General features: G+C 60.8%; 23 protein-coding genes, 2 tRNA genes and 1 pseudogene. 5 read left to right on the plus strand and 21 right to left on the minus strand.

What is annotated here, in order from left to right; translation table 11 throughout:
- Positions 1-166: 166 nt before the first annotated feature.
- Entirely contained in the window at positions 167-2548 is a 2382-nt protein-coding gene (locus AVAK2825_RS15560) for an arginine/lysine/ornithine decarboxylase (protein ID WP_272563822.1), read from the minus strand.
- A gap of 134 nt (positions 2549-2682) precedes the next feature.
- On the opposite strand from AVAK2825_RS15560, the gene AVAK2825_RS15565 reads away from it, so the two are divergent.
- The 3 genes from AVAK2825_RS15565 to AVAK2825_RS15575 all read left to right on the plus strand — a co-directional run bounded on the left by AVAK2825_RS15565 (position 2683) and on the right by AVAK2825_RS15575 (position 4255).
- Positions 2683-3108 (plus strand): NfeD family protein, encoded by a 426-nt coding sequence (locus AVAK2825_RS15565; RefSeq protein ID WP_284400507.1) that lies wholly within the window; start codon positions 2683-2685, stop codon positions 3106-3108.
- Between the two features lie 76 nt (positions 3109-3184).
- Complete coding sequence (locus AVAK2825_RS15570) at positions 3185-4105, plus strand: SPFH domain-containing protein (protein WP_272563823.1); 921 nt, start codon at positions 3185-3187, stop codon at positions 4103-4105.
- 60 nt (positions 4106-4165) lie between these two features.
- A tRNA-Ser gene (locus AVAK2825_RS15575) sits at positions 4166-4255 on the plus strand.
- 93 nt (positions 4256-4348) lie between these two features.
- Here the strand turns inward: AVAK2825_RS15575 and AVAK2825_RS15580 are convergent.
- On the minus strand, positions 4349-5266 hold the full coding sequence (locus AVAK2825_RS15580) for a carbohydrate kinase family protein (protein WP_502870547.1): 918 nt from the start codon (positions 5264-5266) through the stop codon (positions 4349-4351).
- 1 nt (position 5267) lies between these two features.
- Positions 5268-6236: an ROK family protein gene (locus AVAK2825_RS15585; protein WP_284400456.1), complete on the minus strand. Its 969-nt coding sequence runs from the start codon at positions 6234-6236 to the stop codon at positions 5268-5270.
- Here AVAK2825_RS15585 and AVAK2825_RS15590 point away from each other — a divergent pair.
- Positions 6235-7056 carry a LysR substrate-binding domain-containing protein gene (locus AVAK2825_RS15590; RefSeq protein WP_284400457.1) on the plus strand — a complete coding sequence of 274 codons (822 nt, stop codon included), beginning with the start codon at positions 6235-6237 and terminating at the stop codon, positions 7054-7056. The genes AVAK2825_RS15585 and AVAK2825_RS15590 overlap by 2 nt on opposite strands.
- Here AVAK2825_RS15590 and AVAK2825_RS15595 read toward each other — a convergent pair.
- The 17 genes from AVAK2825_RS15595 to AVAK2825_RS15675 all read right to left on the minus strand — a co-directional run bounded on the left by AVAK2825_RS15595 (position 7053) and on the right by AVAK2825_RS15675 (position 22172).
- Positions 7053-7952 carry a DMT family transporter gene (locus tag AVAK2825_RS15595; RefSeq protein WP_284400459.1) on the minus strand — a complete coding sequence of 300 codons (900 nt, stop codon included), beginning with the start codon at positions 7950-7952 and terminating at the stop codon, positions 7053-7055. The two genes, AVAK2825_RS15590 and AVAK2825_RS15595, sit on opposite strands and share 4 nt — an antisense overlap.
- Before the next feature lie 9 nt (positions 7953-7961).
- On the minus strand, positions 7962-8717 hold the full coding sequence (locus AVAK2825_RS15600; protein WP_272563830.1) for an SDR family NAD(P)-dependent oxidoreductase: 756 nt from the start codon (positions 8715-8717) through the stop codon (positions 7962-7964).
- On the minus strand, positions 8714-9148 hold the full coding sequence (locus AVAK2825_RS15605; RefSeq protein WP_272563831.1) for a GlcG/HbpS family heme-binding protein: 435 nt from the start codon (positions 9146-9148) through the stop codon (positions 8714-8716). Before AVAK2825_RS15605 ends, AVAK2825_RS15600 begins: the two co-directional genes overlap by 4 nt.
- On the minus strand, positions 9135-10307 hold the full coding sequence (locus tag AVAK2825_RS15610; RefSeq protein WP_284400463.1) for a sedoheptulose 7-phosphate cyclase: 1173 nt from the start codon (positions 10305-10307) through the stop codon (positions 9135-9137). Before AVAK2825_RS15610 ends, AVAK2825_RS15605 begins: the two co-directional genes overlap by 14 nt.
- Positions 10308-10447: 140 nt before the next feature.
- Positions 10448-11269 (minus strand): IS3 family transposase, encoded by an 822-nt coding sequence (locus tag AVAK2825_RS15615; protein WP_284400467.1) that lies wholly within the window; start codon positions 11267-11269, stop codon positions 10448-10450.
- Positions 11266-11580 carry a DUF1153 domain-containing protein gene (locus AVAK2825_RS15620; protein ID WP_284400469.1) on the minus strand — a complete coding sequence of 105 codons (315 nt, stop codon included), beginning with the start codon at positions 11578-11580 and terminating at the stop codon, positions 11266-11268. Before AVAK2825_RS15620 ends, AVAK2825_RS15615 begins: the two co-directional genes overlap by 4 nt.
- 288 nt (positions 11581-11868) lie before the next feature.
- A tRNA-Pro gene (locus AVAK2825_RS15625) sits at positions 11869-11945 on the minus strand.
- Between the two features lie 29 nt (positions 11946-11974).
- Entirely contained in the window at positions 11975-12394 is a 420-nt protein-coding gene (locus AVAK2825_RS15630; protein WP_284400472.1) for a MerR family transcriptional regulator, read from the minus strand.
- A gap of 98 nt (positions 12395-12492) precedes the next feature.
- Positions 12493-12849: an integration host factor subunit alpha gene (locus tag AVAK2825_RS15635; RefSeq protein ID WP_284400474.1), complete on the minus strand. Its 357-nt coding sequence runs from the start codon at positions 12847-12849 to the stop codon at positions 12493-12495.
- Positions 12849-15290: a phenylalanine--tRNA ligase subunit beta gene (gene pheT / locus AVAK2825_RS15640; protein ID WP_284400475.1), complete on the minus strand. Its 2442-nt coding sequence runs from the start codon at positions 15288-15290 to the stop codon at positions 12849-12851. Before pheT ends, AVAK2825_RS15635 begins: the two co-directional genes overlap by 1 nt.
- Positions 15291-15364: 74 nt before the next feature.
- The gene (gene pheS, locus AVAK2825_RS15645; RefSeq protein ID WP_272563836.1) at positions 15365-16417 is read right to left on the minus strand and encodes a phenylalanine--tRNA ligase subunit alpha; all 1053 of its coding nucleotides are present in this window, start codon (positions 16415-16417) and stop codon (positions 15365-15367) included.
- A 111-nt stretch (positions 16418-16528) separates the two neighbouring features.
- Positions 16529-16891: a 50S ribosomal protein L20 gene (gene rplT / locus AVAK2825_RS15650; RefSeq protein WP_092745027.1), complete on the minus strand. Its 363-nt coding sequence runs from the start codon at positions 16889-16891 to the stop codon at positions 16529-16531.
- A gap of 24 nt (positions 16892-16915) precedes the next feature.
- The gene (gene rpmI, locus AVAK2825_RS15655; RefSeq protein ID WP_092745026.1) at positions 16916-17119 is read right to left on the minus strand and encodes a 50S ribosomal protein L35; all 204 of its coding nucleotides are present in this window, start codon (positions 17117-17119) and stop codon (positions 16916-16918) included.
- Positions 17120-17307: 188 nt separating this feature from the next.
- Positions 17308-17904: a translation initiation factor IF-3 gene (infC, locus tag AVAK2825_RS15660; protein WP_284400508.1), complete on the minus strand. Its 597-nt coding sequence runs from the start codon at positions 17902-17904 to the stop codon at positions 17308-17310.
- A gap of 80 nt (positions 17905-17984) precedes the next feature.
- Positions 17985-19904: a threonine--tRNA ligase gene (gene thrS, locus AVAK2825_RS15665; protein ID WP_284400485.1), complete on the minus strand. Its 1920-nt coding sequence runs from the start codon at positions 19902-19904 to the stop codon at positions 17985-17987.
- A gap of 271 nt (positions 19905-20175) precedes the next feature.
- Entirely contained in the window at positions 20176-21495 is a 1320-nt protein-coding gene (gene aceA, locus AVAK2825_RS15670; protein ID WP_284400487.1) for an isocitrate lyase, read from the minus strand.
- A 248-nt stretch (positions 21496-21743) separates the two neighbouring features.
- Entirely contained in the window at positions 21744-22172 is a 429-nt protein-coding gene (locus AVAK2825_RS15675) for a gamma-glutamylcyclotransferase family protein (RefSeq protein ID WP_284400490.1), read from the minus strand.
- Positions 22173-22221: 49 nt separating this feature from the next.
- On the opposite strand from AVAK2825_RS15675, the gene AVAK2825_RS15680 reads away from it, so the two are divergent.
- On the plus strand, positions 22222-23202 hold the full coding sequence (locus AVAK2825_RS15680; RefSeq protein ID WP_284400493.1) for a DMT family transporter: 981 nt from the start codon (positions 22222-22224) through the stop codon (positions 23200-23202).
- A 21-nt stretch (positions 23203-23223) separates the two neighbouring features.
- Here the strand turns inward: AVAK2825_RS15680 and AVAK2825_RS15685 are convergent.
- Positions 23224-23406, minus strand: a pseudogene (locus AVAK2825_RS15685) (Lrp/AsnC family transcriptional regulator); the annotation flags it as partial.
- Positions 23407-23531: the final 125 nt, after the last annotated feature.

Raw genomic sequence — 23531 nt, forward strand, 5'->3', positions numbered from 1 at the left:
GTTGGGTCAGTGGGTGGAATGCCGCCCGAAGATTCGCGCGGCTGAACACTGATACGGGGCAGGACGCCGCCTGGATTCAGACCCGTGACATTCCCATACAAAAAGCCCGGAGGCGCTTTCGCACCGCCGGGCTTTTGGGGTCAAGGCCCACGGCCTCGCGCAGCGATCAGACCTTGCGGCCGAACGGTCCGTCGCTGCCCACCTGCACGATGTCCTCGGCGGCGGGCGCGTTCTTGCGGCTCTTGCGCGCAGACGGCGGCTGCGGCGCGGCAGCCACGCAATCGGCGTAGTAGCGCACGTTGCCGTTGTCGTCCTCGATCTCCACCAGGCCGTGGATGTCGGTCTCGAAGCCCGGGCACAGCTTGGAGAACTCGCGCGAGAACTTGAGGTAGTCCACGATCTTCTTGTTGAAGACCTCGCCCGGAATGAGCAGCGGAATGCCGGGCGGGTACGGCGTGATCAGGCTGGTCGTGATGCGGCCTTCCAGCGCATCGATCTCCACGCGCTCGGTCTTGCGGTGCGCGATGTGCGCATAGGCGTCGCTGGGCTTCATCGACGGCGTCAGGTCCGACAGGTACATCTCGGTGGTCAGGCGCGCGATGTCGTACTTGGCATAGAGCTGGTGCACGTGCTGGCACAGATCGCGCAGGCCCATGCGCTCGTAGCGCTTGTGCTGCTGGCAGAACTCCGGAAGGATGCGCCACATCGGCTGGTTCTTCTCGTAGTCGTCCTTGAACTGCTGCAGCGCCGTGAGCAGCGTGTTCCAGCGGCCCTTGGTGATGCCGATGGTGAACATGATGAAGAAGCTGTAGAGCCCGGTCTTCTCCACCACCACGCCGTGCTCGGCCAGGTACTTGGTCACGATGGATGCGGGAATGCCGTTCTCGTCGAACTTGCCGTCCAGGTTCAGGCCCGGCGTGACGATGGTGGACTTGATCGGGTCCAGCATGTTGAAGCCGTCGGCCAGCTGGCCGAAGCCGTGCCACTTGCTGGCGTGGTTCTTCTTGCCCTTGCCGTCGCTGCGGATGACCCAGTCCTCGGCGCGGCCCAGGCCCTCGTCCACGAGCTTGTCCGGACCCCACACCTTGAACCACCAGTCGTCCTTGCCGAACTCCTCTTCCACCTTGCGCATCGCGCGGCGGAAGTCCAGGGCTTCGAGGAGGCTTTCCTCCACCAGCGCCGTGCCGCCGGGCGGCTCCATCATCGCGGCGGCCACGTCGCAGCTGGCGATGATGCTGTACTGCGGCGAGGTCGAGGTGTGCATCAGGTACGCCTCGTTGAACAGCGGCCGATCGAGCTTGACCGTCTGCGAGTCCTGCACCAGCACGTGGCTGGCCTGGCTGATGCCGGCCAGCAGCTTGTGGATGGACTGCGTGGCATACACCACCGAGTGCTTGGGCCGCGCGCGCTTCTTGCCCATCGCGTGGTAGCTGCCGTAGAACGGGTGGAACGCCGCGTGCGGCAGCCAGGCCTCGTCGAAGTGCAGGTTGTCCACGTAGCCGTCGAGCATGCCCTTGATGGTTTCGGTGTTGTAGAGCACACCGTCGTAAGTGGATTGCGTGAGCGTGAGAACGCGCGGCTTCACGGCCTTGGCATCCACGCCCTTGAGCAGCGGATTGGCGCGGATCTTGGCCTGGATCGCCTCGGGCTCGAACTCCGACTGGGGGATCGGGCCGATGATGCCGAAGTGGTTGCGCGTGGGCTTCATGAACACCGGAATGGCGCCCGTCATGATGATGCTGTGCAGGATGGACTTGTGGCAGTTGCGGTCCACCACCACCACATCGCCGGGCGCCACCGTGTGGTGCCACACCATCTTGTTGGACGTGCTGGTGCCGTTGGTCACGAAGAAGCAGTGGTCCGCATTGAAGATGCGCGCGGCATTGCGCTCGCTCTCGCCGATGGCGCCGTTGTGGTCCAGCAGCTGGCCCAGTTCCTCGACCGCATTGCACACGTCGGCGCGCAGCATGTTCTCGCCGAAGAACTGGTGGAACATCTGTCCCACGGGGCTCTTGAGGAACGCCACGCCGCCGGAGTGGCCGGGGCAGTGCCAGCTGTACGAGCCGTCTTCGGCATAGTCCAGCAGCGCCTTGAAGAACGGCGGCTGCACGCTCTCCAGGTAGCTCTTGGCTTCGCGGATGATGTGGCGGGCCACGAACTCCGGCGTGTCCTCGAACATGTGGATGAAGCCGTGCAGTTCCCGCAGGATGTCGTTGGGCAGGTGGCGGCTGGTCTTGGTCTCGCCGTGCACGTAGATCGGCACGTCGGAGTTCTTGCGGCGCACCTCGGCGATGAAGGTGCGCAGGCTCAGCACGATGGGGTCCAGGCCCGAGCCGAGGGTGAACTCCTCGTCGTCGATCGACAGGATGAACGCGCTCGCGCGGCTTTGCTGCTGCGCGAACTGCGACAGGTCGCCGTAGCTCGTGACACCCAGCACCTCGAAGCCCTCCGACTCGATGGCCTGCGCCAGCGCGCGGATGCCCAGGCCCGACGTGTTCTCGGAACGATAGTCCTCGTCGATGATGACGATGGGAAAGCGGAATTTCATGCGCAGCCTCCGAGCGAGCGGGCCCAAAAAACGAAACAGGCGCGAAGTGTAAGGAATAACGTTGTCACGCCTTTGACGGTCCGGTCTTTTGACCCAGAATGTGGTGCACTAAACACAACGAGGAGCGCGCAGTGATAGAGCAATCCACCCTCTGGTGGCTGATGGCGGGAGGGGCCGTTGCCGTGGAGCTGTTCACGGGCACGTTCTACCTGCTCATGCTGGCCATCGGCCTGGCCGCCGGTGCCCTGGCGGCCCATGCGGGCGGCTCGGTCGCGGCGCAGTTGCTGGCGGCGGCCGCGGTCGGTTCCGCGGGCGTGGTGGGCTGCTATGTGTTCCGTAAAAAGAACCCGGGCGCCCAGCCCGCATCGAGCAACCGCGATGTGAACATGGATGTGGGCGAGTCCGTGAACGTGGAGATCTGGAACTCCGACGGCACCGCGCAGGTGCGTTACCGCGGCGCCCAATGGACGGTGGTCCTGCGCCCCGGCAATGCACCCTCTTCCGGCATGCACCGCGTGGCGGAAGTCATCGGCAACCGGCTGCTGGTCGACAAGCTCTGAGGCCGGCCCCCGGCCCCCTCACGCACCGCCACAACGCAACGCGCCCACCCGAATCTTCACCATCGCAAAGGACCCCATGGAAATCATCGCCCTCGTCATCGTCGTCATCGCCGGCATCTTCATCGCACGCTCGGTGAAGGTGGTTCCCCAACAGAACGCCTGGGTCAAGGAGCGGCTGGGCAAATATGCCGGCACCCTCACGCCGGGGCTGAACTTCCTCGTGCCGTTCGTCGACCGCGTGGCCTACAAGCACAGCCTCAAGGAAATTCCGCTGGACGTGCCCAGCCAAGTCTGCATCACGCGCGACAACACCCAGCTGCAGGTGGACGGCATCCTCTACTTTCAGGTGACCGACCCCATGCGCGCCAGCTACGGCTCCAGCAACTACATCATGGCCGTCACCCAGCTGGCGCAAACGTCGCTGCGCAGCGTGATCGGCAAGCTCGAACTCGACAAGACCTTCGAAGAGCGCGACATCATCAACGCCCAGGTGGTCCAGGCGATCGACGAGGCCGCTTTGAACTGGGGCGTGAAGGTGCTGCGCTACGAAATCAAGGACCTCACGCCACCGGCCGAAATCCTGCGCTCCATGCAGGCGCAGATCACGGCCGAGCGGGAAAAGCGCGCCCTCATCGCCGCCTCGGAAGGCCGCCGCCAGGAGCAGATCAACATCGCCACCGGCGAGCGCGAAGCATTCATCGCACGGTCGGAGGGCGAAAAGCAGGCGCAGATCAACAACGCCCAGGGCGAGGCTGCCTCCATCACGGCCGTGGCCGAAGCCACCGCACAGGCCATCGAGCGAGTCGCCGCGGCGATCCGGCAGCCGGGCGGCGAACAGGCCGTGCAGCTGAAGGTGGCCGAGCGCGCCGTGGACGCGTACGGCAAGGTGGCCGCGGATGCGACCACCACGCTGATCGTGCCCAGCAACATGAGCGAAGTGTCCGCCCTGATCGGCTCCGCCATGAAGATGGTTCAAACGACCCAACGCGCGCCTTGAACGGCGCTTCAACGGTTTTTCCAAGAACAGGCCAAAACCACTGCTACAATCGCGGGCTTCGGAGAGGTGGATGAGCGGTTTAAGTCGCACGCCTGGAAAGCGTGTGTGGGCTAATCCCCACCGCGGGTTCGAATCCCGCCCTCTCCGCCAAAGACAGTCCTGATTCCAAGTCGGGAACAAAAAAGCCACCCTCGGGTGGCTTTTTTTATTGCCTGTCGCAACGCAGCGTTGACGCCCTTTGCCCTACATGACCAAGGTGGCGAGATTCGCAGCCGCGACGCCAAGCACTTTCACCGCACGGCGGTTGGCCGCCTCCAGCGAGGCCCGGGCCCCACGCCCCGAAAACCAGTGGAAGGCAAACGCCGACGCATAGGCGTCCCCTGCACCCAGTGTGGACACGACGGTGGTGGGCTCTGCAGGGTGGTGGTGGCCGTGCTGCCCATCGAAGAACGCCGCACCGCCAGCGCCGAGGGTGACCAGCACCCCTTGCCCCTGGCGGCGTGCCAATGCAGCGGCAAGCGCCACGGCCTCGTGGGCATCCATCTCCGGGGTGCAGGTCACACCTCTGTGGGCGGCCAGCCACTGCGCTTCGATCGCGTTCAGGCAGACCAGGTCTGCCGCTTGCAGCAACCGTTCCAAGGAGTCGGGCGATTGGCGCAATGAACGTGCGCCCGGATTGACCACCAGTTGGAAAGGCCGGGACGGCAGGCCCGCCAACGCGTGGCTCAACTCGTCGGTGGCGGCATCGGCCAACGCGGACACATAGACAAGCTCGGCTTGCATGAGCATTGCAGAGGCATCCGCCAACGACAGCCGGGTACTGGCACCGCGCTGCGCGAACACGGTGGCATCGCCCTGCGGGTCCAGGTGGATCACGGCCTTTCCCGTGGGGCATCCGGGGATGGTCTGCACACGTTCCACCGCGATGCCTTGCCGGTCCAACGTGTCGCTCAGCCATCGCCCTTCCACATCCGCGCCGACAGCGCAGCAGGCCGTGACCTGTGCGTGAAAGGCAGCAAATCCCAGCGCCGCGTTCACCGCGCCGCCCCCGCTGGACCATTGCACGCTGGCCACATCGTGTTTGGCTCCGGTGTCATGCATCGCGTCCACCCCTGCAACCACGATGTCGAGCGTGGCACCGCCAATCGTCAGGACACGCACTTCAAACCCCGACCATGGCAGCGCCGATCACACCCGCCGAATTGCCCAGCCTGTTGCGCAGCACGGGGGTGTGGAAGTCATCGTTGAAGACCATGCGCTGCAGCCGAAGAGCACCCTCTTCATACAGTTCATCCATGCTGGCAAGCCCACCGCCGATGACGATCACATCCGGGTCCAGAATGGCGACCACGTTGGCGACCGCGCCGGCAAATTGGCTGAGAAATCGGTCCAGCAATTCGACGGCTGCGCCATCGCCATGGCGCGCCATTTCAACGATGCGGGCGGCATCGGCAGACCGGCCGGTGAACTGCCGGTAGCCGGCCTCCAGCGCAGTTCCGCTCAGATAGCGCTCGACGCATCCTTGGCGGCCGCAATAGCAGGCAGACCCGTCCGGATCGATGGACATATGGCCCCATTCTCCGGCGATGCCATGGCGCCCGCTCCACACGCGACCATTGACCACGATGCCCGCCCCCACTCCTGTGCCAAGCACGAGCCCGAGCACGCAGCCGTGACCGCTGCCTACGCCTTGGAGGGCTTCAGCCATCGCAAAGCAGTTGGCATCGTTTTCCATGGCGAATGGGCGGCCCAGCCGCTGGCGCAGATCCGCCTGCAGAGGATGGCCGTTCAACTCGGTTGCATTGCAATTTTTCAGCAAGCCGGTGGTTTTCGAAATGGACCCCGGGGTGCAGATTCCCAATGTCGCTTCTTCACCCAAAACCACAGCAGCCAGTTGGGAATGCATTTCGATAATGCGGTGCAAAACTGGAAGATAGCCGTCGCTGGCCCGGGTCTCCATTCGGATTCGCCGGCATTCTCGATATTGATGGTCGAGTACGATGCCTTCGATTTTCGTCCCGCCCAGATCGATCCCGATATGGAATCTTTCCTTCGAATTTTCCTTATCCGCGTCCATGCGAAAGATACCCCCCATCCATTTGATTCTTGCGTTCGACGCTGTGGCACGCATGCGCAGCTTCAACAAAGCGGCAGACGAGCTGAATATTTCCCACAGTTCCGTCAGCCACCGGATTCGTGAACTGGAACGACTGCTGGGCAATAGCCTGTTCACACGGACGACCCGCTCGGTCGCGATGACCCCCGAAGGGGAGCATTTGCACCAGCAGATGAAAGACGCATTGGACACGCTGGAAGAGGCCTTCTCGGGCTTCACGCAGGAGCGCAGCGTGATCCGAATCAGCGTATTGCCTTCTTTTGCACGCTTTCGGCTGGTTCCAGCGCTCACCGAATTCCAGCGCGTGCACCCTGCCGTCTCCATCGAGGTGTCGCCGACCACATGCAAGGTGGACGTCGATCAGGGAGAGGCAGACATTGCCATCCGGTTCGCCAAAGCACGGCCCCAGGCCCACCATTGCGAACCGCTGCTGGAGGACGAGTGGTTTCCAGTGGCTGCACCGGCCTATCTGAAACGTTGCGATGCGCCCAGTGTCGAGGACCTGTTCAAATGCGCGGTGTTCCTGTCCCATAGCAGGCAGCCCTGGGAACCCTGGCTTAAGAAGGCCGGCATCCAAATCTCGCCGGCGCAGCGCACGCTGACCTATTCCGACACGGGCTTCATGCTGGATGCAGCCCTCAATCTGCAAGGGATCGCACTGGGTCGGCGTTCTCTGGTGAAAGGCCTTCTTCAAAACGGCAGTCTGGTGCGGGTCTCCGACATCGCCATTCCGTCGGAGCAGGCTTATTTCCTGCTCGCATCGGAGCGGGCCTTGATCTCTCGCCACGGCAGCACGGTGATCCATTGGATCCGCGCGTTGGTGCAAGATGGCTAATGAACGATGGTCAGCACGATACCGACCAACACGCCTGAAATTGCCAGCATTTTTTGCCGAATGAATCGCTCGGCGAAGAACAGGGCGCTCAACGCGAACACCATGACGAGATTGGTTCGCCGAAGCACCGATATCACCGAGATCAGAGCGCCTTCGGTCTGCACGGCCGTGAGATAAATGAACTCGGCCAATATGTACGCAGCGGCAATCGCAGGAACCGCCCAATTTCGGGACAACAGGCTTCGGCATTCCATCGCCCCGAAAACCCAGGGCAATAGCAGCAGCGCCATGCTGCCCCGCTGAATGGCCGAATACGCCTGGACGGCGGCCAAGTCCAATTGCAGGGTTGCCAGAATGTGCTTGTCGTAAAGCGCGTTGGCCGAAGACAGCAACGTGGCCGCGAGCATGCACAGCACCCACCCGTTGCGCTGAAACCGGATGCCCTCTTTTTGTCCGATCAAGGAGAACAGATAGTAGGACCCCATGGAGACTGCGAGCCCCATCCATTGCCACCAGTTCAGTTGCTCGGACAGAAAAACGATGGCACCCACTGCCGTCCAGAGCGGCCCCGAAGCGCGCACGCCCGCGGAGATCGACAACGGCAAGGACTTGACCGAGTAGTACGAAAGAATCCACGTGACCACCATCATTGCGGATTTGGGCAGCAAGGCCAACTGCTCGGCCCGGGTCAACGCGGCAGGGTACAACCCCATGGGTTGCAGCGTGCCTGCCCAAGCGGCCGGCAGGAAAAAGAACGGAGCCCAGATCAGCGCGCCGAGAACGGACGACCACAGCACCACCTCCAGGACCGTTTTTTCCTTGAGGGCGAGTTTGGTCAAAAAGTCGTAGGTTCCCAGCACCAACCCGGCCAGCAGGCCCAAAGCAATCCATGTCATGTTCGGGCATCAAAGTGCGAGAAAGCCGCCGTCCACGGGCACCACCGCGCCCGTCAAAAAAGAGGCCTGGGGACTGCTGAGCCAAAGCACGGCTTGCGCCACGTCATTCGGCTCACCCACGCGCTTCATGGGCAGCCGCTCGGCCCATCCCTCCAGACCGCCGGAGACAGCGCTGGAGCGGGCCAGCATCTCCGTGGAAATCGGCCCAGGGGACACGGCATTCACGCGCACACCATAAGGCGCCGCCTCGACTGCGGCGGCCTTGGTCAGCGCAAGCGCTGCATGCTTGGAAGCGGTGTACGCGCCCGTTCCTTCCAGGATCGTGCGATGGGCGTGTACGGAAAGGTTGTTGACGATGCAGCCCGAACGCCGCTCGTACATCGGTCTGAGCAGATGTTTCATGCACAGCATGAGCCCTGTGCAATTGGTGCGCATGACCGCTTCAAACGCGTCGATGTCTTGGTCGACGATGGCCGAGGCTGTTCCAACGCCCGCATTGAGGAATGCGATGTCCACGACACCAAGGCGGCGCTCGACATCGTCCATCAGGTTCATCACGTCGTTCTCGCTGCCGACATCGCAGGCCACCGCGAAGCCGATGCCGCCGGCGTCCAGAATCATCTTGGCGGTCTCAGCGCAAAAAGACACCGTGCGGCCCGCGATGGCCACGTGGGCGCCTTGCTTGGCGAACGCAAGCGCCGTCGCCCTCCCGATGCCCGTGCCTCCACCAGTGACCAGCACCACCCTGTCTTTGAAAGCGTTCATGGGGTCCGACCTGACAACGAGTTCAGCAAGGATGCGATGGCCCGGGCCAGCACCCCATCCTGGGCAGACGCGGCACCGCTGATTCCGAGTCCGCCCACCAAGGTTCCTCCCACCAGCAGCGGAACGCCGCCTTCCAGGGGCAGGACGTCGGCCAGGGCGAGATAGGCGGTCTTGCCCTGTTCCAGCGCCTGCTGCATCGCGGCGGTGTCCCTGCGGAAATAAACCGCTGTCCGCGCCTTCGCAATCGACGCGTCGATCGATCCCAGAAAGGCATCGTCCGCACGGGCAAACGCCAGAAGGTGTCCGGAACTGTCCACCGCCGCCGCCGAGACGGCCAGGCCTTCGTCCAGGCCTGTGATCAGCGCGCTCTGCACCAATTGCTGCGCCTGACTGGCGCTCAGCCGCGAAAGACCGGTTTCAGGCATCTGCATGCGCCATCTCCTCGGCAGCAATGCGGATGGCATCGGCGTCCACATCATTCACAAAGCGGCATGCGCCGATCCCGTCGGGCAGCGGCAGTCGCTGCCGGCCATCGCGATGACGCATCGTGTCGGCCAGCGCCTCCTGCAGCAGGCCGGGCTGCTCGAAAAAGCGATGCCGCAAAGGCAATTGCATGGATTTCATGACACGCACGACCCGACGCACATCCTGGTCTGTGAGGAGCCCTCTCGCCCGCGCCAGGCGGCAAGAAAACAGCACATCCAAAGCGACCGCCTCGCCATGCAGCAATTCGGGCAGCGCCTTCATCTCGACCAGCGGAGCAAACGAGTGTCCGAAATCGACGCATCGGTCCAGCGTGAGCTCCCACAGGTTGGGAGCCAACTCTTCCAGCATGCCCTCCACCGCCAGACCGATGACCTCTGGAGCGACGATCCCGTCCTGGAAGCGGGTCAGCAGCAGCATCTCGGAGTGCCGCTCCAGCAGGTCGAACAACCGAGGGCTCTTGATCACCGCGAGTTTGAGCAACTCTCCCATCCCGTTGGAGAGTTCGCGGGACTCCACCGTCGACAAGAAGCTGCAATCCAGCAGGGCAACGGTGGGCGCGTGGTATGAGCCCAGGCGGTTGCGACGATCCAGCGCATTCACGGCCGTCTTGATGCCCACCGCGGCATCCCATAACGCCATGGCGTTGGTGGGAACCTTGACGTAAGGAATCCCCCGCCGATAGAGCCCCGCTGCGAAACCGACGAGGTCGAGCAACACGCCACCTCCGATGGCAACCACGGGCTCCGAACGGCGCAACACCCCTGCCGATTCGAGGTGGCGAGCGATCGTCATCGCCGCATCCAGGTCTTTCGTTTCTTCCGAAACGGAAAGGCTCAAGATGGAAACCTCGACCCCATGGTGGGCATAGTACGCACGCATTTCTTCGCCGTAGAGCTGGTCCACGCGTGCATCGATCACGATGGCTTGGCGCAAACAAGGCTGGGCCCTGCCGCAGGCGATCAATTCGAGGGAGTCGAGACTGAAGATGCCATCGATCTGGCGCACTTCATATGAAACCTCCTGGGTCGCATGCACCCTCCAGCCATGTGCCTCAAAACGGGTCAGCGCTCCCATGCTTGCCGGCCATATCACCCGATCGTTCATCCATGCCCTCCCTTTTTGTAGGGGGCCAAGCGTATTGCGAAGCGATGCCGGCATTGCTGAACGTTTCGCGAGCTTTCTACGGCTTGGTTGATGAATCCCTCGTAAGCGCAGGTGTATTGACCCAGCGAAACCTGCTTAGGTCATTCCGCTAATGCAAATGCCTCAGCGGGTGTCCTCATGTTCAGCGCCTGATGCGGGCGCTGGTGGTTGTAGAAATGGATCCAGTCCGCGATCACCCGGCTGGCGTGCTGCAAGGATTCGAATCGATGGCGGTGCACGCACTGCTCCTTGAGCGTGCGAATCACCCTCTCGACCAGGCCGTTCTGCTCGGGGCTGTGCGGCGTGATGAACTCCTGTCGCAGGCCGTAGCTTCTGACAAGCGCCGTGAAGCTGCGGCTGGTGAACACCAGGCCGTTGTCCGAGCGCAGCAGGAACGGCCGCGGTACATGTCCCAACGTGCCGAACCGCGAGATCAGCGCCTGCTCCAGCGCCGACTCGGCCGTCTTCGATCTGCCGCTGCGCGACAGGTGCCAACCCAGCAACTCCCGGCTGTGGCAGTCGATCACCAGCGCCATCGTCGCCCAACCATCACGGCCCGCCCACACTCGGCACATGTCCGTCGCCCAGCGTTCATTCGGCGCTTTCGCCACCGATGGCAATGACTCGATGCGAGGTCTGAAACCCACGGGCCGCTTGCGTACCTGCCAGCCCTTGAGCTGGAGGATGCGCTGCACGGTGTTCTTGTTGAACCCCAGCAGGTGCGCCACCGTGCGGTAGCCGAACGAAGGGTTCTCCTCGATCATGGCCTTGACTGGAGCGACCAACCTGTCCTGCAGTTTCGGTGCAGCCTTCACCGGCTTGTAATACACGCTGCGGCGCGGCACGCCGAACCACCGGCACAGCTTGCTGATCGAGACGGTGATGCCTTCGGCCTGCAGTCCCTGACGGATCGTCTCGATCACTTTTCGTCCTCGCCCAGCAGGGACTGCAATTTTTTTCGGGCACGCAACTCCAGCATCGCCTCGCCGTAGGCCTCCTGCAGATCCTTGAGCTGGCGCTCGTACTGCTCGCGCACGTCCTGTGGGTTCGCCTTCAGGGCGTTCTCCATGCCCTTGCGGCCATCCTCCACCCAGCCCTCGATCTCCGAGGGCGGCAGGTCATAGGCCCGGCTCGCCTTGGACACGCTGGTCTTGCCCTGGATGATCTCCAAAACCAACGCCGTCTTGCGCTTGGCCGTCCAGCGCTTGATCTCTTCTTCCATCAACATAATCACGGTGTCTTCCTTTCAAAGATAACACCTGAGCAGGGTTTCACTGGGTCAATACACAGGCAAGCGGCTCAAAGCCGGGTCCAGGCTTATCTTGGAGCGCCCTTGGCGAGCACGGAGTCGTAGATCGCCTTGATGCCACTGGCCGAGCAACGATCAAGCCGGTGCAGGGAACAATGGAGAAGTCGACCCTGCACTGTGGGAACCGCAAAGACCAGAGGGCAAGAGAATGCGACAAGACAAAGAAAAAACGGGCTATCGCTTTTGGCGATAGCCCGTTGATTTTTTTATAAATGGTCGGCGTGGCGGGATTCGAACTCGCGACCCCTTGCACCCCATGCAAGTGCGCTACCAGGCTGCGCTACACGCCGACAAGACTTAGATTATATGCACAAAAAACTCAGTTCAAGGAAAGCAGCGCACGAATTTCAAATAATTCCCGCCGCAGGACCTGAGCATCCAGGAGGGCAATCGAGGGCAACGCTGTTGTCGGGCTCGACAGGTCGGTCCCATGTACTGCCTGCAAAGCGAAAGAGGCGTTGGCGTCCATCTCCAGCGGCAGGGAGTCGACCTCCTGAAGGCGATTGCGCGCGCCGCTGATCGTGAAGCCTTGCTCGTACAGCAGATCCCGGATGCGACGGATCATGAGCACCTCGTGGTGCTGGTAGTAGCGGCGGTTTCCCCTGCGCTTCATGGGCCGAAGCTGCGTGAACTCCTGCTCCCAATAGCGCAGTACGTGCGGTTTGACGCCACAGAGCGCGGCCACCTCTCCAATGGTGAAATACCGTTTGGCCGGGATGGGAGGAAGCGGTGTGCCCATGGGACGCGGTTTCTAGCGAATAAACAAGCAGCGTACTGCAGCCGGAACAAAGGCGCCAGCCACTTCCGTTCAGTGGCAGGCGGGAAAGAGACAGCGCTTCAGCTAGCAGCGCCCGCGTTCTGGATCTGCTCCTTGAGCTTGCTGCTGGCATGGAAAGTCACGACACGGCGAGCCTGAATCGGAATCGCCTCGCCCGTGCGGGGATTTCGCCCCGGCCTCGGGGCTTTGGTACGGATCTGAAAGTTACCGAAGCCCGAAAGCTTCACGTCTTGACCGTCCACCAAGCGCTGCGCAATCAGATCGAAAAAAGCATCGATCATGTCTTTCGATTCGCGTTTATTCAGACCAATGTGATCGAACAGAAGGTCCGCCAGCTGCGCCTTCGTCAACGCAGGGGTTTCCAGGCTTTCTACCGCAAATTCCATCACGTCAGCGCTCCCGTTCAGCATCGTCATCACCGCAACCTCGCACCGGTACGGCTCGACAGTTGTTCGACCACCGACTGAATCGTCGCTTCGATTTCAGCATCCGTCAGCGTGGCGCCATCAGCCCCCAGCGTCAGGCGCACGGCCAAGCTCTTTTCACCGCTGGCGAGACCACCAACAGCGGCTTCGCCATCACGCAAAGGCTTGGGCCTGAAAACATCAAACAGCACCGCCGCGCGAAGCCGTGTAGGAGGCACGGCAGCCTGAATGGCTGCCATCACATCGGCGTGCGTGATCCGCTCGGCAACCACCACGGCCAGATCCCGCTCCACAGCCTGGTGCTTGGCCACTGCATGAAAACGAGGGACCTGCCGCTGCATGACCGTATCGAGTTCCAGTTCGAACATGACTGGGGCTTGGGGAAGCTCCCAGGACTGGCGCCACCGAGGGTGCAACTCCCCGATGAACCCAATGGCCTGGCCATCCAACAGCACGCGGGCACACCGGCCAGGGTGCATGGCCGGGTGCGTTGCAGGCTCGAAAACGGGCTTCAGGGGAGCAAGCAGCGCCTCGACATCGCCTTTGGCATCGAAGAAATCCACGCCCTGCTCTCTGCGGCCCCACTGAAGAAGGTCGGCTGCGCCGTACGCGAGACCAGCCACGCGCATGGGCTGATGAAAACCTTCTACCGTGGTATCAGACCCCGCAACGGACGCATCGCGCAGAAAGACCCGGCCCAACTCGAAAACCCGCACGCGCGACGCCTTGCGATCCAGGTTGAACTTCAAGACCTGCAGCAAGGAGCCCAACAGCGACGAGCGCATCACGCTCATCTGGCTGGCAATGGGGTTCAACAAACGGATGGGCTGTGGATTGCCCGCCAGCTCGTGCTCCCAATGCTCCTCCACGAAGCTGAAGTTGATGGTTTCCTGGTATCCAAGTCCCGCCAGTGCACGACGCACGGCAAAAGGCCCCCGACGCTCTTCGGCACGCAGCTTGGGCGTAATGGGCGCCAACGGCGGCGTGGTAGGCAATTGCTGGTAGCCCACCATGCGAGCCACTTCTTCGATGAGATCTTCCTCGATCGCGAGATCGAACCGATAAGCAGGCGGCAGCACCGTCAATGTGCCCTCGCCAGAGGTCACTGGCAGTCCCAGGCGCTTCAGCGCATCGGCACACTGCTCTTGCGTCAATGGCATGCCGATCACCTTGACGGCTCTGGCAACGCGGAGCGTGACGGGCTTGGCTTCAGGTAGGTTCGGACACTGGTCGTCTATCGGACCGCAAACGGTTTCAGGCGTGCCGCAGATGTCGATCACCAACTGCGTGATGCGCTCAATGTGTTCCACAGTCTGGCTCGGATCCACGCCACGTTCGAAACGATGTCCGGCATCGGTCGAGAAGTTATAGCGGCGCGAGCGGCCAGCCACGGCCTTGGGCCACCAGAAAGCCGCTTCGATGTAGATATGGCGGGTGTCGTTCGACACGGCCGTCGCATCGCCCCCCATGATGCCCGCCAGCGATTCGACCTGGCTTGCATCCGCAATGACGCCCACCTTTTCGTCGAGGGCGACGGTGTTGCCATTCAGCAATTTGAGCTCTTCGCCCGCACGCGCCCAACGCACATCCAGGGGGCCGTGAATTTTGTCCAGATCGAAAATGTGCGAGGGGCGACCCAGCTCGAACATCACATAGTTGGAAATATCGACCAGCGGGGAAACGCTTCGCTGCCCGCAACGTGCAAGCCGATCTAGCATCCACTGCGGCGTCGCAGCCTGCGTGTTGATGTTGCGAACGATACGTCCCGAGAATCGCCCACACAGATCCGAGGCGCTGATCTTGACTGGCAAAACGTCGCCATGACCCACCGGTACCGCCGAAAACTGCAGCGGCTTCAGCGGCACTCCAGTCAGGGCAGAGACTTCACGCGCGATGCCGTAAACGCTCAAGGCATGTGCCAGATTGGGCGTGAGCTTGAGGGTGAACAGCGTGTCGTCCAGGTTCAGATGCGTCCGAATGTCCTGCCCGAGCGGAGCATCGGCCGCCAATTCCAAAAGGCCTCCATGGTCTTCCGAGAGCTTCAACTCCCTGGCGGAGCACAGCATGCCCTGGCTTTCCACACCGCGAAGCTTGCCCACCTTGATCAAGAACGGTTTGCCATCCTCCCCGGGAGGCAACTCCGCACCGACAAGCGCGCAAGGCACTTTGATACCGACGCGTGCATTGGGCGCACCACACACGATGTTGAGCAAAGCACCCTGCCCCGTATCGACCTGGCAAACGCGCAGGCGATCAGCATTTGGATGCTGCACCGCCTCCTTGATTTCTCCCACCACGATCTTCGTGAAAGGAGGCGCCACAGGCTGCAGCTCTTCCACTTCGAGCCCTGCCATGGTCAGTGTCTCGGCCAATTCTGTGGTCGAAAGTGGAGGATTGCAGAACTCGCGCAGCCAGGATTCTGGAAATTGCATATTCAGTCTTCAGTGATTCTTAAGCGCAGCAGCCCTCGTTAGGTGGGCCGCCTGTATGGAACGCAGCGTGCGGTTTACTGGAACTGCGAAAGAAAACGAATGTCGCCATCAAAGAAGAGGCGCAAATCATTGACCCCATAGCGCAGCATCGTCAGCCGGTCAGGACCCATGCCGAACGCAAAGCCGATGTATTTTTCTGGATCGAGGCCCATGTTCCGCACGACGTTCGGATGCACCTGCCCGGAGCCCGCCACTTCGAGCCAGCGTCCGGCCAAAGGGCCCGTCTGGAACTGGATGTCTATTTCGGCACTGGGCTCGGTGAAAGGGAAAAAGCTGGGCCGAAAGCGCAAGACCAAATCATCGCTTTCAAAGAAAGTACGGCAGAAGTCGGTGAAGACGACCTTCAGATCCTTGAAGCTCACGTTCTCGCCGATCCACAGGCCTTCGCACTGATGGAACATGGGTGAGTGCGTGGCATCGCTGTCCACGCGGTACGTACGGCCCGGGGCAATGACGCGGATCTCCGGCATGGCCTGGCCCGAGTCGATCAAAGCGCGGTGTTTTTTGACATGCTGAACAGCATGGCGGATCTGCATGGGGCTGGTATGCGTGCGCAACAGGTTCGGAGCGGTGGCCGTGCCGCCCTCGACATAGAACGTGTCGTGCATGGAGCGCGCCGGGTGGTCTTCAGGCGTATTCAACGCCGTGAAATTGAACCAGTCGGATTCAATCTCGGGCCCCTCGGCCACGTCAAAACCCATCGAGCCGAAAATGCCCTCGATGCGCTCCAGGGTCAAGGACACGGGATGCAATCCACCTTGCCCCCGTTGGCGTCCAGGCAAGGTGACATCCAACGATTCCGCCTGCAGTTGTGCTTCCAGCTCGGCATCCGCCAACGCTTTTCGGCTTGCGTTCAGGGATGCTTCAATGGCCTGCTTGGCGACATTGATGGCGGCACCGCGGGATTTCTTTTCCTCAACGGACAGCTGGGCCATGCCCTTCATGAGCTCGGTCACTCGCCCCGACTTGCCCAGGAACTGCGCCTTGGCATTTTCCAGATCGGCAGGGGTGACGGCTTGCGCGAACAGGTTCCGCGCGCTTTCGACCAGGGAGTCCAACTCGTTCATACCAGCTCTCATCGTCTCTTGGAAATAAACAAGGGCTAGTGCCTTTTCAAGCCCTAGCCCTTGCGTTTATTGCGCAAGCAGCTATCAATAAGATAGCTACCAGTCGTGAACTCAAGCAGCAGCCAGCTTGGCCTTGACTTGCTCCACGATGCTGCCGAAAGCAGCCTTGTCGTGCACCGCGAGGTCGGCCAGCATCTTGCGGTCGATCTCAATGGCAGCCTTCTTCAGGCCGTTCGTGAATTGGCTGTAGGTCAGGCCCAATTCGCGCGAAGCGGCGTTGATACGGGCGATCCACAGTTGGCGGAACACGCGCTTCTTGGTGCGGCGGTCACGGTAGGCATACTGCCCAGCCTTCATTACCGCCTGTTTGGCGATACGGAAAACATTACCGCGGCGACCACGGAAACCCTTAGCAAGGGCCAGAACTTTCTTGTGACGGGCACGGGCCGTTACACCACGTTTGACGCGAGGCATGTGAGTACTCCTTGTTCGTCGTTGTTAAAGGCCAGCACCAGGCAGCATTTGTGCAATGGAGCCCATATTGGTCTCATGCACAGAAACTGCACCACGCAGATGGCGCTTATTCTTGGTGGTCTTCTTCGTCAAGATGTGACGCTTGAAGGCTTGACCGCGCTTGACGGTGCCACCGGGACGAACGCGGAAACGCTTTTTCGCGCTGCTCTTGGTCTTCATTTTGGGCATGTGAATGCTCCTTTTGTTTGTGCTCGCGAGGCGTTTGCGAACCGATCCGCAACCTTGTTGGCCCCGAGTCACTTTTTGACGGCAAGGCCTTGGCCTGCCGTTCGGTGCCGCTTTCACGGCCCCTATGCCCGAGCCAGCCTTGAGGCTGGCCCGGTCAATTTACTTAAACACTTAGCTCACCGGCCACATCAAGCAGCGGTGGTGGCGCCTTCCGCTGCCGGTTTGCCAGCGGGCTTCTTCTTACCAGGCGCGATCATCATGATCATTTGCCGGCCTTCGAGCTTGGGAAACTGCTCAATTAGGATGGTGTCGCCCAAATCATCGCGAATGCGATTGAGCAAGGCCAAGCCCAATTCCTGATGGGTGATTTCCCGACCGCGAAAGCGCAGGGTGATCTTGCATTTGTCACCTTCCGCCAGAAAGCGGCGAATGTTGCGCATCTTGATGTTGTAGTCACCATCATCCGTACCGGGACGGAATTTGATTTCCTTGATCTCGATGACCGTCTGCTTGGCCTTGGCCTCTGCCGCGCGTTTTTGCTCCTGATACTTGAACTTGCCATAGTCCATCAGGCGACACACGGGAGGGTTGGCCGTGGCGGCAATCTCCACCAAGTCCACATCCAGCTCGCCCGCCATGCGGAGGGCTTCCATGAGGCTCACGACCCCGAGCGGCTCGTTCTCAGGTCCGGAGAGGCGAACCTCGGGGGCCATGATTTCACGGTTCAGGCGGTGCTTGCGCTCTTCGCGCTGGCGACGATCACGAAATTCAGTAGCGATGGCTATTTTCCTTCAATCAAAATGCTACGGATAACGTAGCGAGTACCGCACAGCTCACGCGGGCTAAAGCCAAGTTTGACACCAAATCAAGCTTTAGAAGCGATGTCCTGGGCGATGAGCGCTACGAACGCTTCGAGGGACATCACACCGAGGTCTCGATTGCCCCGGGCGCGCACTGCGACAGCTCCTGCTGCCTTTTCTTTCTCACCGGCGACGATGATGTAAGGCAGCTTTTGCAACGAATGCTCTCGTATTTTATACGTAATCTTTTCGTTACGCAGGTCAAGCGCCACCCTAAGGTCTTGATTCGGCAGTGCTTTTTGAAGCTTTGCGGCGATTTCACGACAGTAATCGTCCTGTGCACCCGTGATGTTCAGCACAGCCACCTGCACTGGTGCCAACCAGACCGGCAACGCGCCTGCGTGCTGCTCGATCAGAATTCCGATGAAACGCTCCAGGCTGCCAACGATGGCACGGTGAAGAACGATGGGGCGATGGCGGGCACCATCTTCCCCAACGTACTCGGCACCCAGCCGCTCAGGCATGGAAGGATCGACCTGAATGGTGCCGCATTGCCAGTGACGGCCAATGGCATCGCGCAGCGTGTATTCCAGCTTGGGGCCGTAGAAAGCGCCGTCACCGACGGCGATTTGGTAGTCGCAGCCAGAGGCTTTCAGGCTTTCAATCAATGCATTCTCTGCCTTGTCCCAGCTTTCTTCGGAGCCGATGCGCTTTTCAGGCCGGGTGGCGACTTTGTAGATGATGTCCGTGAAGCCGAAGTCTTTATAGACCTTTTGCAGCAGCGTGGTGAAGTTGATGCATTCCTGCTGGATCTGCTCTTCGGTGCAGAAGATATGTCCATCATCCTGGGTGAACGCACGCACTCGCATGATTCCATGCAGGCCGCCCGTCGGCTCATTGCGATGGCACTGACCGAACTCGCCGAAGCGCAAAGGCAGATCGCGATAGCTCTTCACGCCTTGGTTGAAGATCAGGATGTGCCCGGGGCAGTTCATCGGCTTGAGCGCGTAGTCGTGCTTTTCGCTCTCCGTCGTGAACATGTTCTCGCGGTACTTGTCCCAGTGCCCCGTTTTTTCCCACAGGTGCTTGTCCAGGATTTGCGGGCCTTTCACCTCTTGGTAGCCGTTGTCGCGATACACCTGACGCATGTACTGTTCGACGCCCTGCCAGATCGTCCACCCTTTGGGGTGCCAGAAAACGGTACCGGGCGAGTGCTCGTCGATGTGGAACAGGTCCAGCTCTCTGCCGAGACGACGGTGATCGCGCTTTTCGGCCTCCTCGATGCGCTTGACATACGCGTCCAAGTCTTTCTTGTCGGCCCACGCGGTACCGTAGACGCGTTGCAATTGCTCGTTCTTGGCATCGCCACGCCAGTACGCACCGGACACCCGCGTCAGCTTGAAGACTTTCAGGAATCGTGTGTTGGGCACGTGGGGGCCACGGCACATGTCCACGTACTCCTGGTGGTAGTAAAGGCCCATGGCTTTCTCTTCGGGCATGTCCTCCACAAGGCGCAGCTTGTAGTCTTCCCCACGCGCCTTGAACACCTCGATCACCTCGTCCCGCGGGGTCATCTTCTTGATCACGTCGTAGTCCTGCGCGATCAACTCCTTCATGCGCTGCTCGATGGCAGCGATGTCGTCGGGCGTGAAAGGCCGCTCATAGGCGATGTCGTAGTAAAAGCCTTCGTCGATGACGGGGCCGATGACCATCCGGGCCGTCGGATAGAGTTGCTTCACGGCGTGGCCGACCAAGTGAGCGCAGGAGTGGCGGATGATCTCCACGCCTTCCTCATCGCGCGGCGTGATGATTTGCAGGCGGGCATCGTGCTCGATCACATCGCTGGCATCCACCAGGCGCCCATCCACTTTGCCTGCCACCGTCATCTTGGCCAGCCCTGGACCGATGGACTGGGCCACCTCTGCCACCGTCACCGGGCCAGGATATTCGCGTTGGGAATTGTCGGGGAGCGTGATCTGAATCATTGAAGAATCCTTGTCGAGGGGGGGTGGCGCGTGGTGCCACAAAGCAAAAAGCGCGGAACGAAGTCCGCGCTTTTGGAAGAAGAGTGCAAATCTGTGCAGGCGCGAACAGGCAGCCTTAAAGGCCGGTCAACATCTCCGTTGTAGTTCGCGGTGTCATAACCAGATGTGCCTTTCTCGCTCTTGTGCTGATGTGATGGTCGCGGGATTCTAACCCGCCCCCAATGGAAAAAGCCTGGGGCCTTGAAGCCCCAGGCCCATCGACAACGCAAGGTCAGTGGAACTGCTCTTCTTCGGTCGAACCCGTGAGTGCCGTCACGCTGGATTTACCGCCCTGGATCACCGTGGTCACATCGTCGAAATAACCGGTGCCCACTTCTTGCTGGTGCGAGACGAAGGTGTAGCCCCGATCTCGCGCTGCAAATTCAGGCTCTTGCACCTTCTCGACATAGGCCGACATACCGCGCTTCACATAATCCTGCGCCAAGTCGAACATGTTGAACCACATGCTGTGGATGCCGGCCAGCGTGATGAACTGGTACTTGTAGCCCATGGCGCCCAACTCGCGCTGGAACTTGGCGATGGTGGCATCGTCGAGGTTCTTCTTCCAGTTGAATGATGGCGAGCAGTTGTACGCCAGCAGCTTGCCGGGGTGCTTGGCATGCACGGCATCCGCAAACTTCTTTGCGAACTCCAGGTCCGGCGTGCCTGTCTCGCACCACACCAGATCCGCGTAATCCGCGTATGCAACGGCGCGGCTGATGGCCTGATCCAAGCCCTTCTTGGTCTTGTAGAAACCTTCGGCCGTGCGCTCACCCGTCAGGAACGGCTTGTCATTGGCGTCGTAATCGCTGGTGATCAGGTCGGCGGCCTCCGCATCGGTCCGCGCGATCACCAGGGTCGGCACGCCGTAGACGTCTGCAGCCATGCGTGCAGCGATCAACTTCTGCACCGCCTCCTGGGTGGGAACCAGCACCTTGCCGCCCATGTGGCCACACTTCTTCACAGACGCCAACTGGTCTTCGAAATGCACGCCGCCGGCCCCCGCGCGGATCATGGCCTTCATCAACTCGTAGGCGTTCAACACGCCACCGAAGCCCGCCTCCGCGTCGGCCACGATGGGCGCGTAGTAGTCGACAAAGCCTGCGTCACCAGGATTGGCCCCTTTGGACCATTGAATTTCATCGGCGCGGGTGAAAGCGTTGTTGATGCGCTCCACCACCTTCGGCACCGAATCGACGGGATACAGCGACTGATCGGGGTACATCGCCGCATATTCGTTGTTGTCTGCCGCAACCTGCCAGCCCGACAGGTAAATGGCCTTGACGCCGGCCTTGACTTGCTGCATGGCCTGGCCTCCCGTGAGTGCGCCCAGGCAGTTCACATAAGGCTCGTTGTTGACCAACCCCCACAGTTTTTCGGCGCCACGCCGTGCCAGCGTGTATTCCACCTGGAAGGAGCCCCGAAGACGCACGACATCCGCAGCGCTGTAACCGCGCTTGATACCCTTCCAACGCGGGTTCTGTGCCCAGTCTTTTTCGAGGGCGGCAATTTGCTGTTCGCGGCTGAGCTGTTCATTGAAGGATTGCGGCATAGGTCACTCCGTGGGTTGGTTGATAAGCCGGGCTGCAAGAGGCCGCCCTTGGAGACCACTTTAAGTCTTGTACAAGACTTGATCAAGCTCTTATGTCTTATATAAGAGATAAAATTTATTGTTTTAAATCAATAAGTTACTCAGATAATTTCTTATGGTGAAATTTAATTTCTCATATCAAGAAATTTTTCCGCAGCGCAACATGATTTAATTTTGCAATATGAAAAGCAAATTCTGCGATGCAAAAATTAGGGACGGCGACCGCTCATCCAGTCGCCATGCACGATCCGGGTTGCGTTCTGCAAGTATTCGGAATTGATTTCATACACCAGGCATTGCAGCTGCTGCCCCCCCACGGACACTGAGATCTCCCGCTTCTCGTACTCACCATTGGGCTCAGGCAGCAGCCCCTCGATTTCGTCCAGCCGGATCTCCAGCTCGGGCGAAATCGCATAGACCTCGCCGTGCACCGAAAAATCGCCCTGCTCCAACGCGTCCGCCAAATGCAGCGCAATGCCTGGATAGGCACCGAGGTCGTAGAGCGTTCCGCAGACGGTGGCCTCCCCCAGGAATGTCGCGCAGGGCGTCAGTCGGGTAATGTCATTGCTGCCGCCACGGCGCAAGGTGCCATAGACAAAAACGTAGCGTGAAAAAGGATGAAGGGTTTCGTCGGGCATGATGGCGCGCTCCAGGGTACTACCCGCAAAGTCTAGCCAACACGCGAACATGCCAAGCCGCCCCATCGCCTATCTCTGCCTTGCATTGAGCATGTCGCTCGTGGGCAGCTATGTCGCCTTGTCCAAGCCACTGGCGGCCGCGCTGCCGGTCTTCCTGCTGGCCTGGATGCGGTTCGGTATTGGGGGATTGGGAATGCTCCACTGGCTCAAAAAACCAGCGGATGAAGGCCCGATGACACCGCAGGTGCGGCGCCTGCTGTTTCTCGAATCTTTTTTGGGCAATTTCCTCTTCACCCTTTGCATGATCTCGGGCGTGAGTCTCACCAGCGCCGTATCGGCAGGGGTGACGATGGCCGGAATCCCTGCCGCAGTGGCGGTGATGAGTTGGTTTTTCCTGAAGGAAAAGGTCTCTGCGCGGACCTGGATCGCGGTCGGGTGCGCCGTCGTCGGCATCGCGCTCTTTTCGCTATCAAATTCAGAGCATCACACCCAATTAAAATCCCGGCATGAGGGCGAAAACGCTCCCAATCTGGTTTGGCTTGGGCAATTGCTCTTGCTGGGTGCCGTTCTGTGCGAGGCGGCCTATTCGGTCATCGGCAAGAAACTGACGGGCACGCTGGGGCCGCGCCGAATCACTTCACTGATCAACCTGTGGGGATTCGTGCTGGCCACCCCCATGGGACTGTACGCAGCATGGCATTTTGACTTTGCCAGCCTCACACCCGGTCTTTGGACGTTGCTCGTCTTCTACGCACTGGCCGCGAGCATGTGGACCGTGTGGCTGTGGATGACGGGGCTCAAGGCGGTGCCTGCCGCACAAGGCGGCGTCTTTACCGTGATGTTGCCCATCAGCGCGGCGCTGGTGGGGGTACTGGTGCTCGGAGAGCGCCTTGCCGCGGTTCAACTGCTCGCATTTGGCATTGCGATCGCCAGCGTGGTCCTGGCCACGCTTCCCGAAAAAAACGGTGCGCGCCGCCAGCCCCAAGAGGCGGATGCCGAAGCGATGCACTCGCAATCGAATCGGCATTGATTCCGCCTTCTGCTCCAGGGGCTAACGCCCCGTCACTTTGCGGATGGGGGGCTTGATGCTGTCGCGCCTCGCCGGCAACACCTGCGCATGCTCGCGAGGGGCGTTGAGCACGATGCACGTGGAGGTTTCCGCCAGCAGGCAGAACCCCGTCACCACGGCATCCAGATGGCTGACATCGATCACTGCGATTTCAAGGACCCAACTGGGAACCTCTCAAAACCCATCCGGTCCCTTGTTGATCGAGAACGCGTGCTCCATCCTTTGCCATGATCACTCCCCGTAGCGCCCTGAAGTTCGACCTGTTCGCTGAGGCCTCGCGCCAACACAAG

This window comes from Acidovorax sp. SUPP2825 (assembly GCF_030158995.1).
Classification (GTDB): Bacteria; Pseudomonadota; Gammaproteobacteria; order Burkholderiales; family Burkholderiaceae_C; genus Paracidovorax.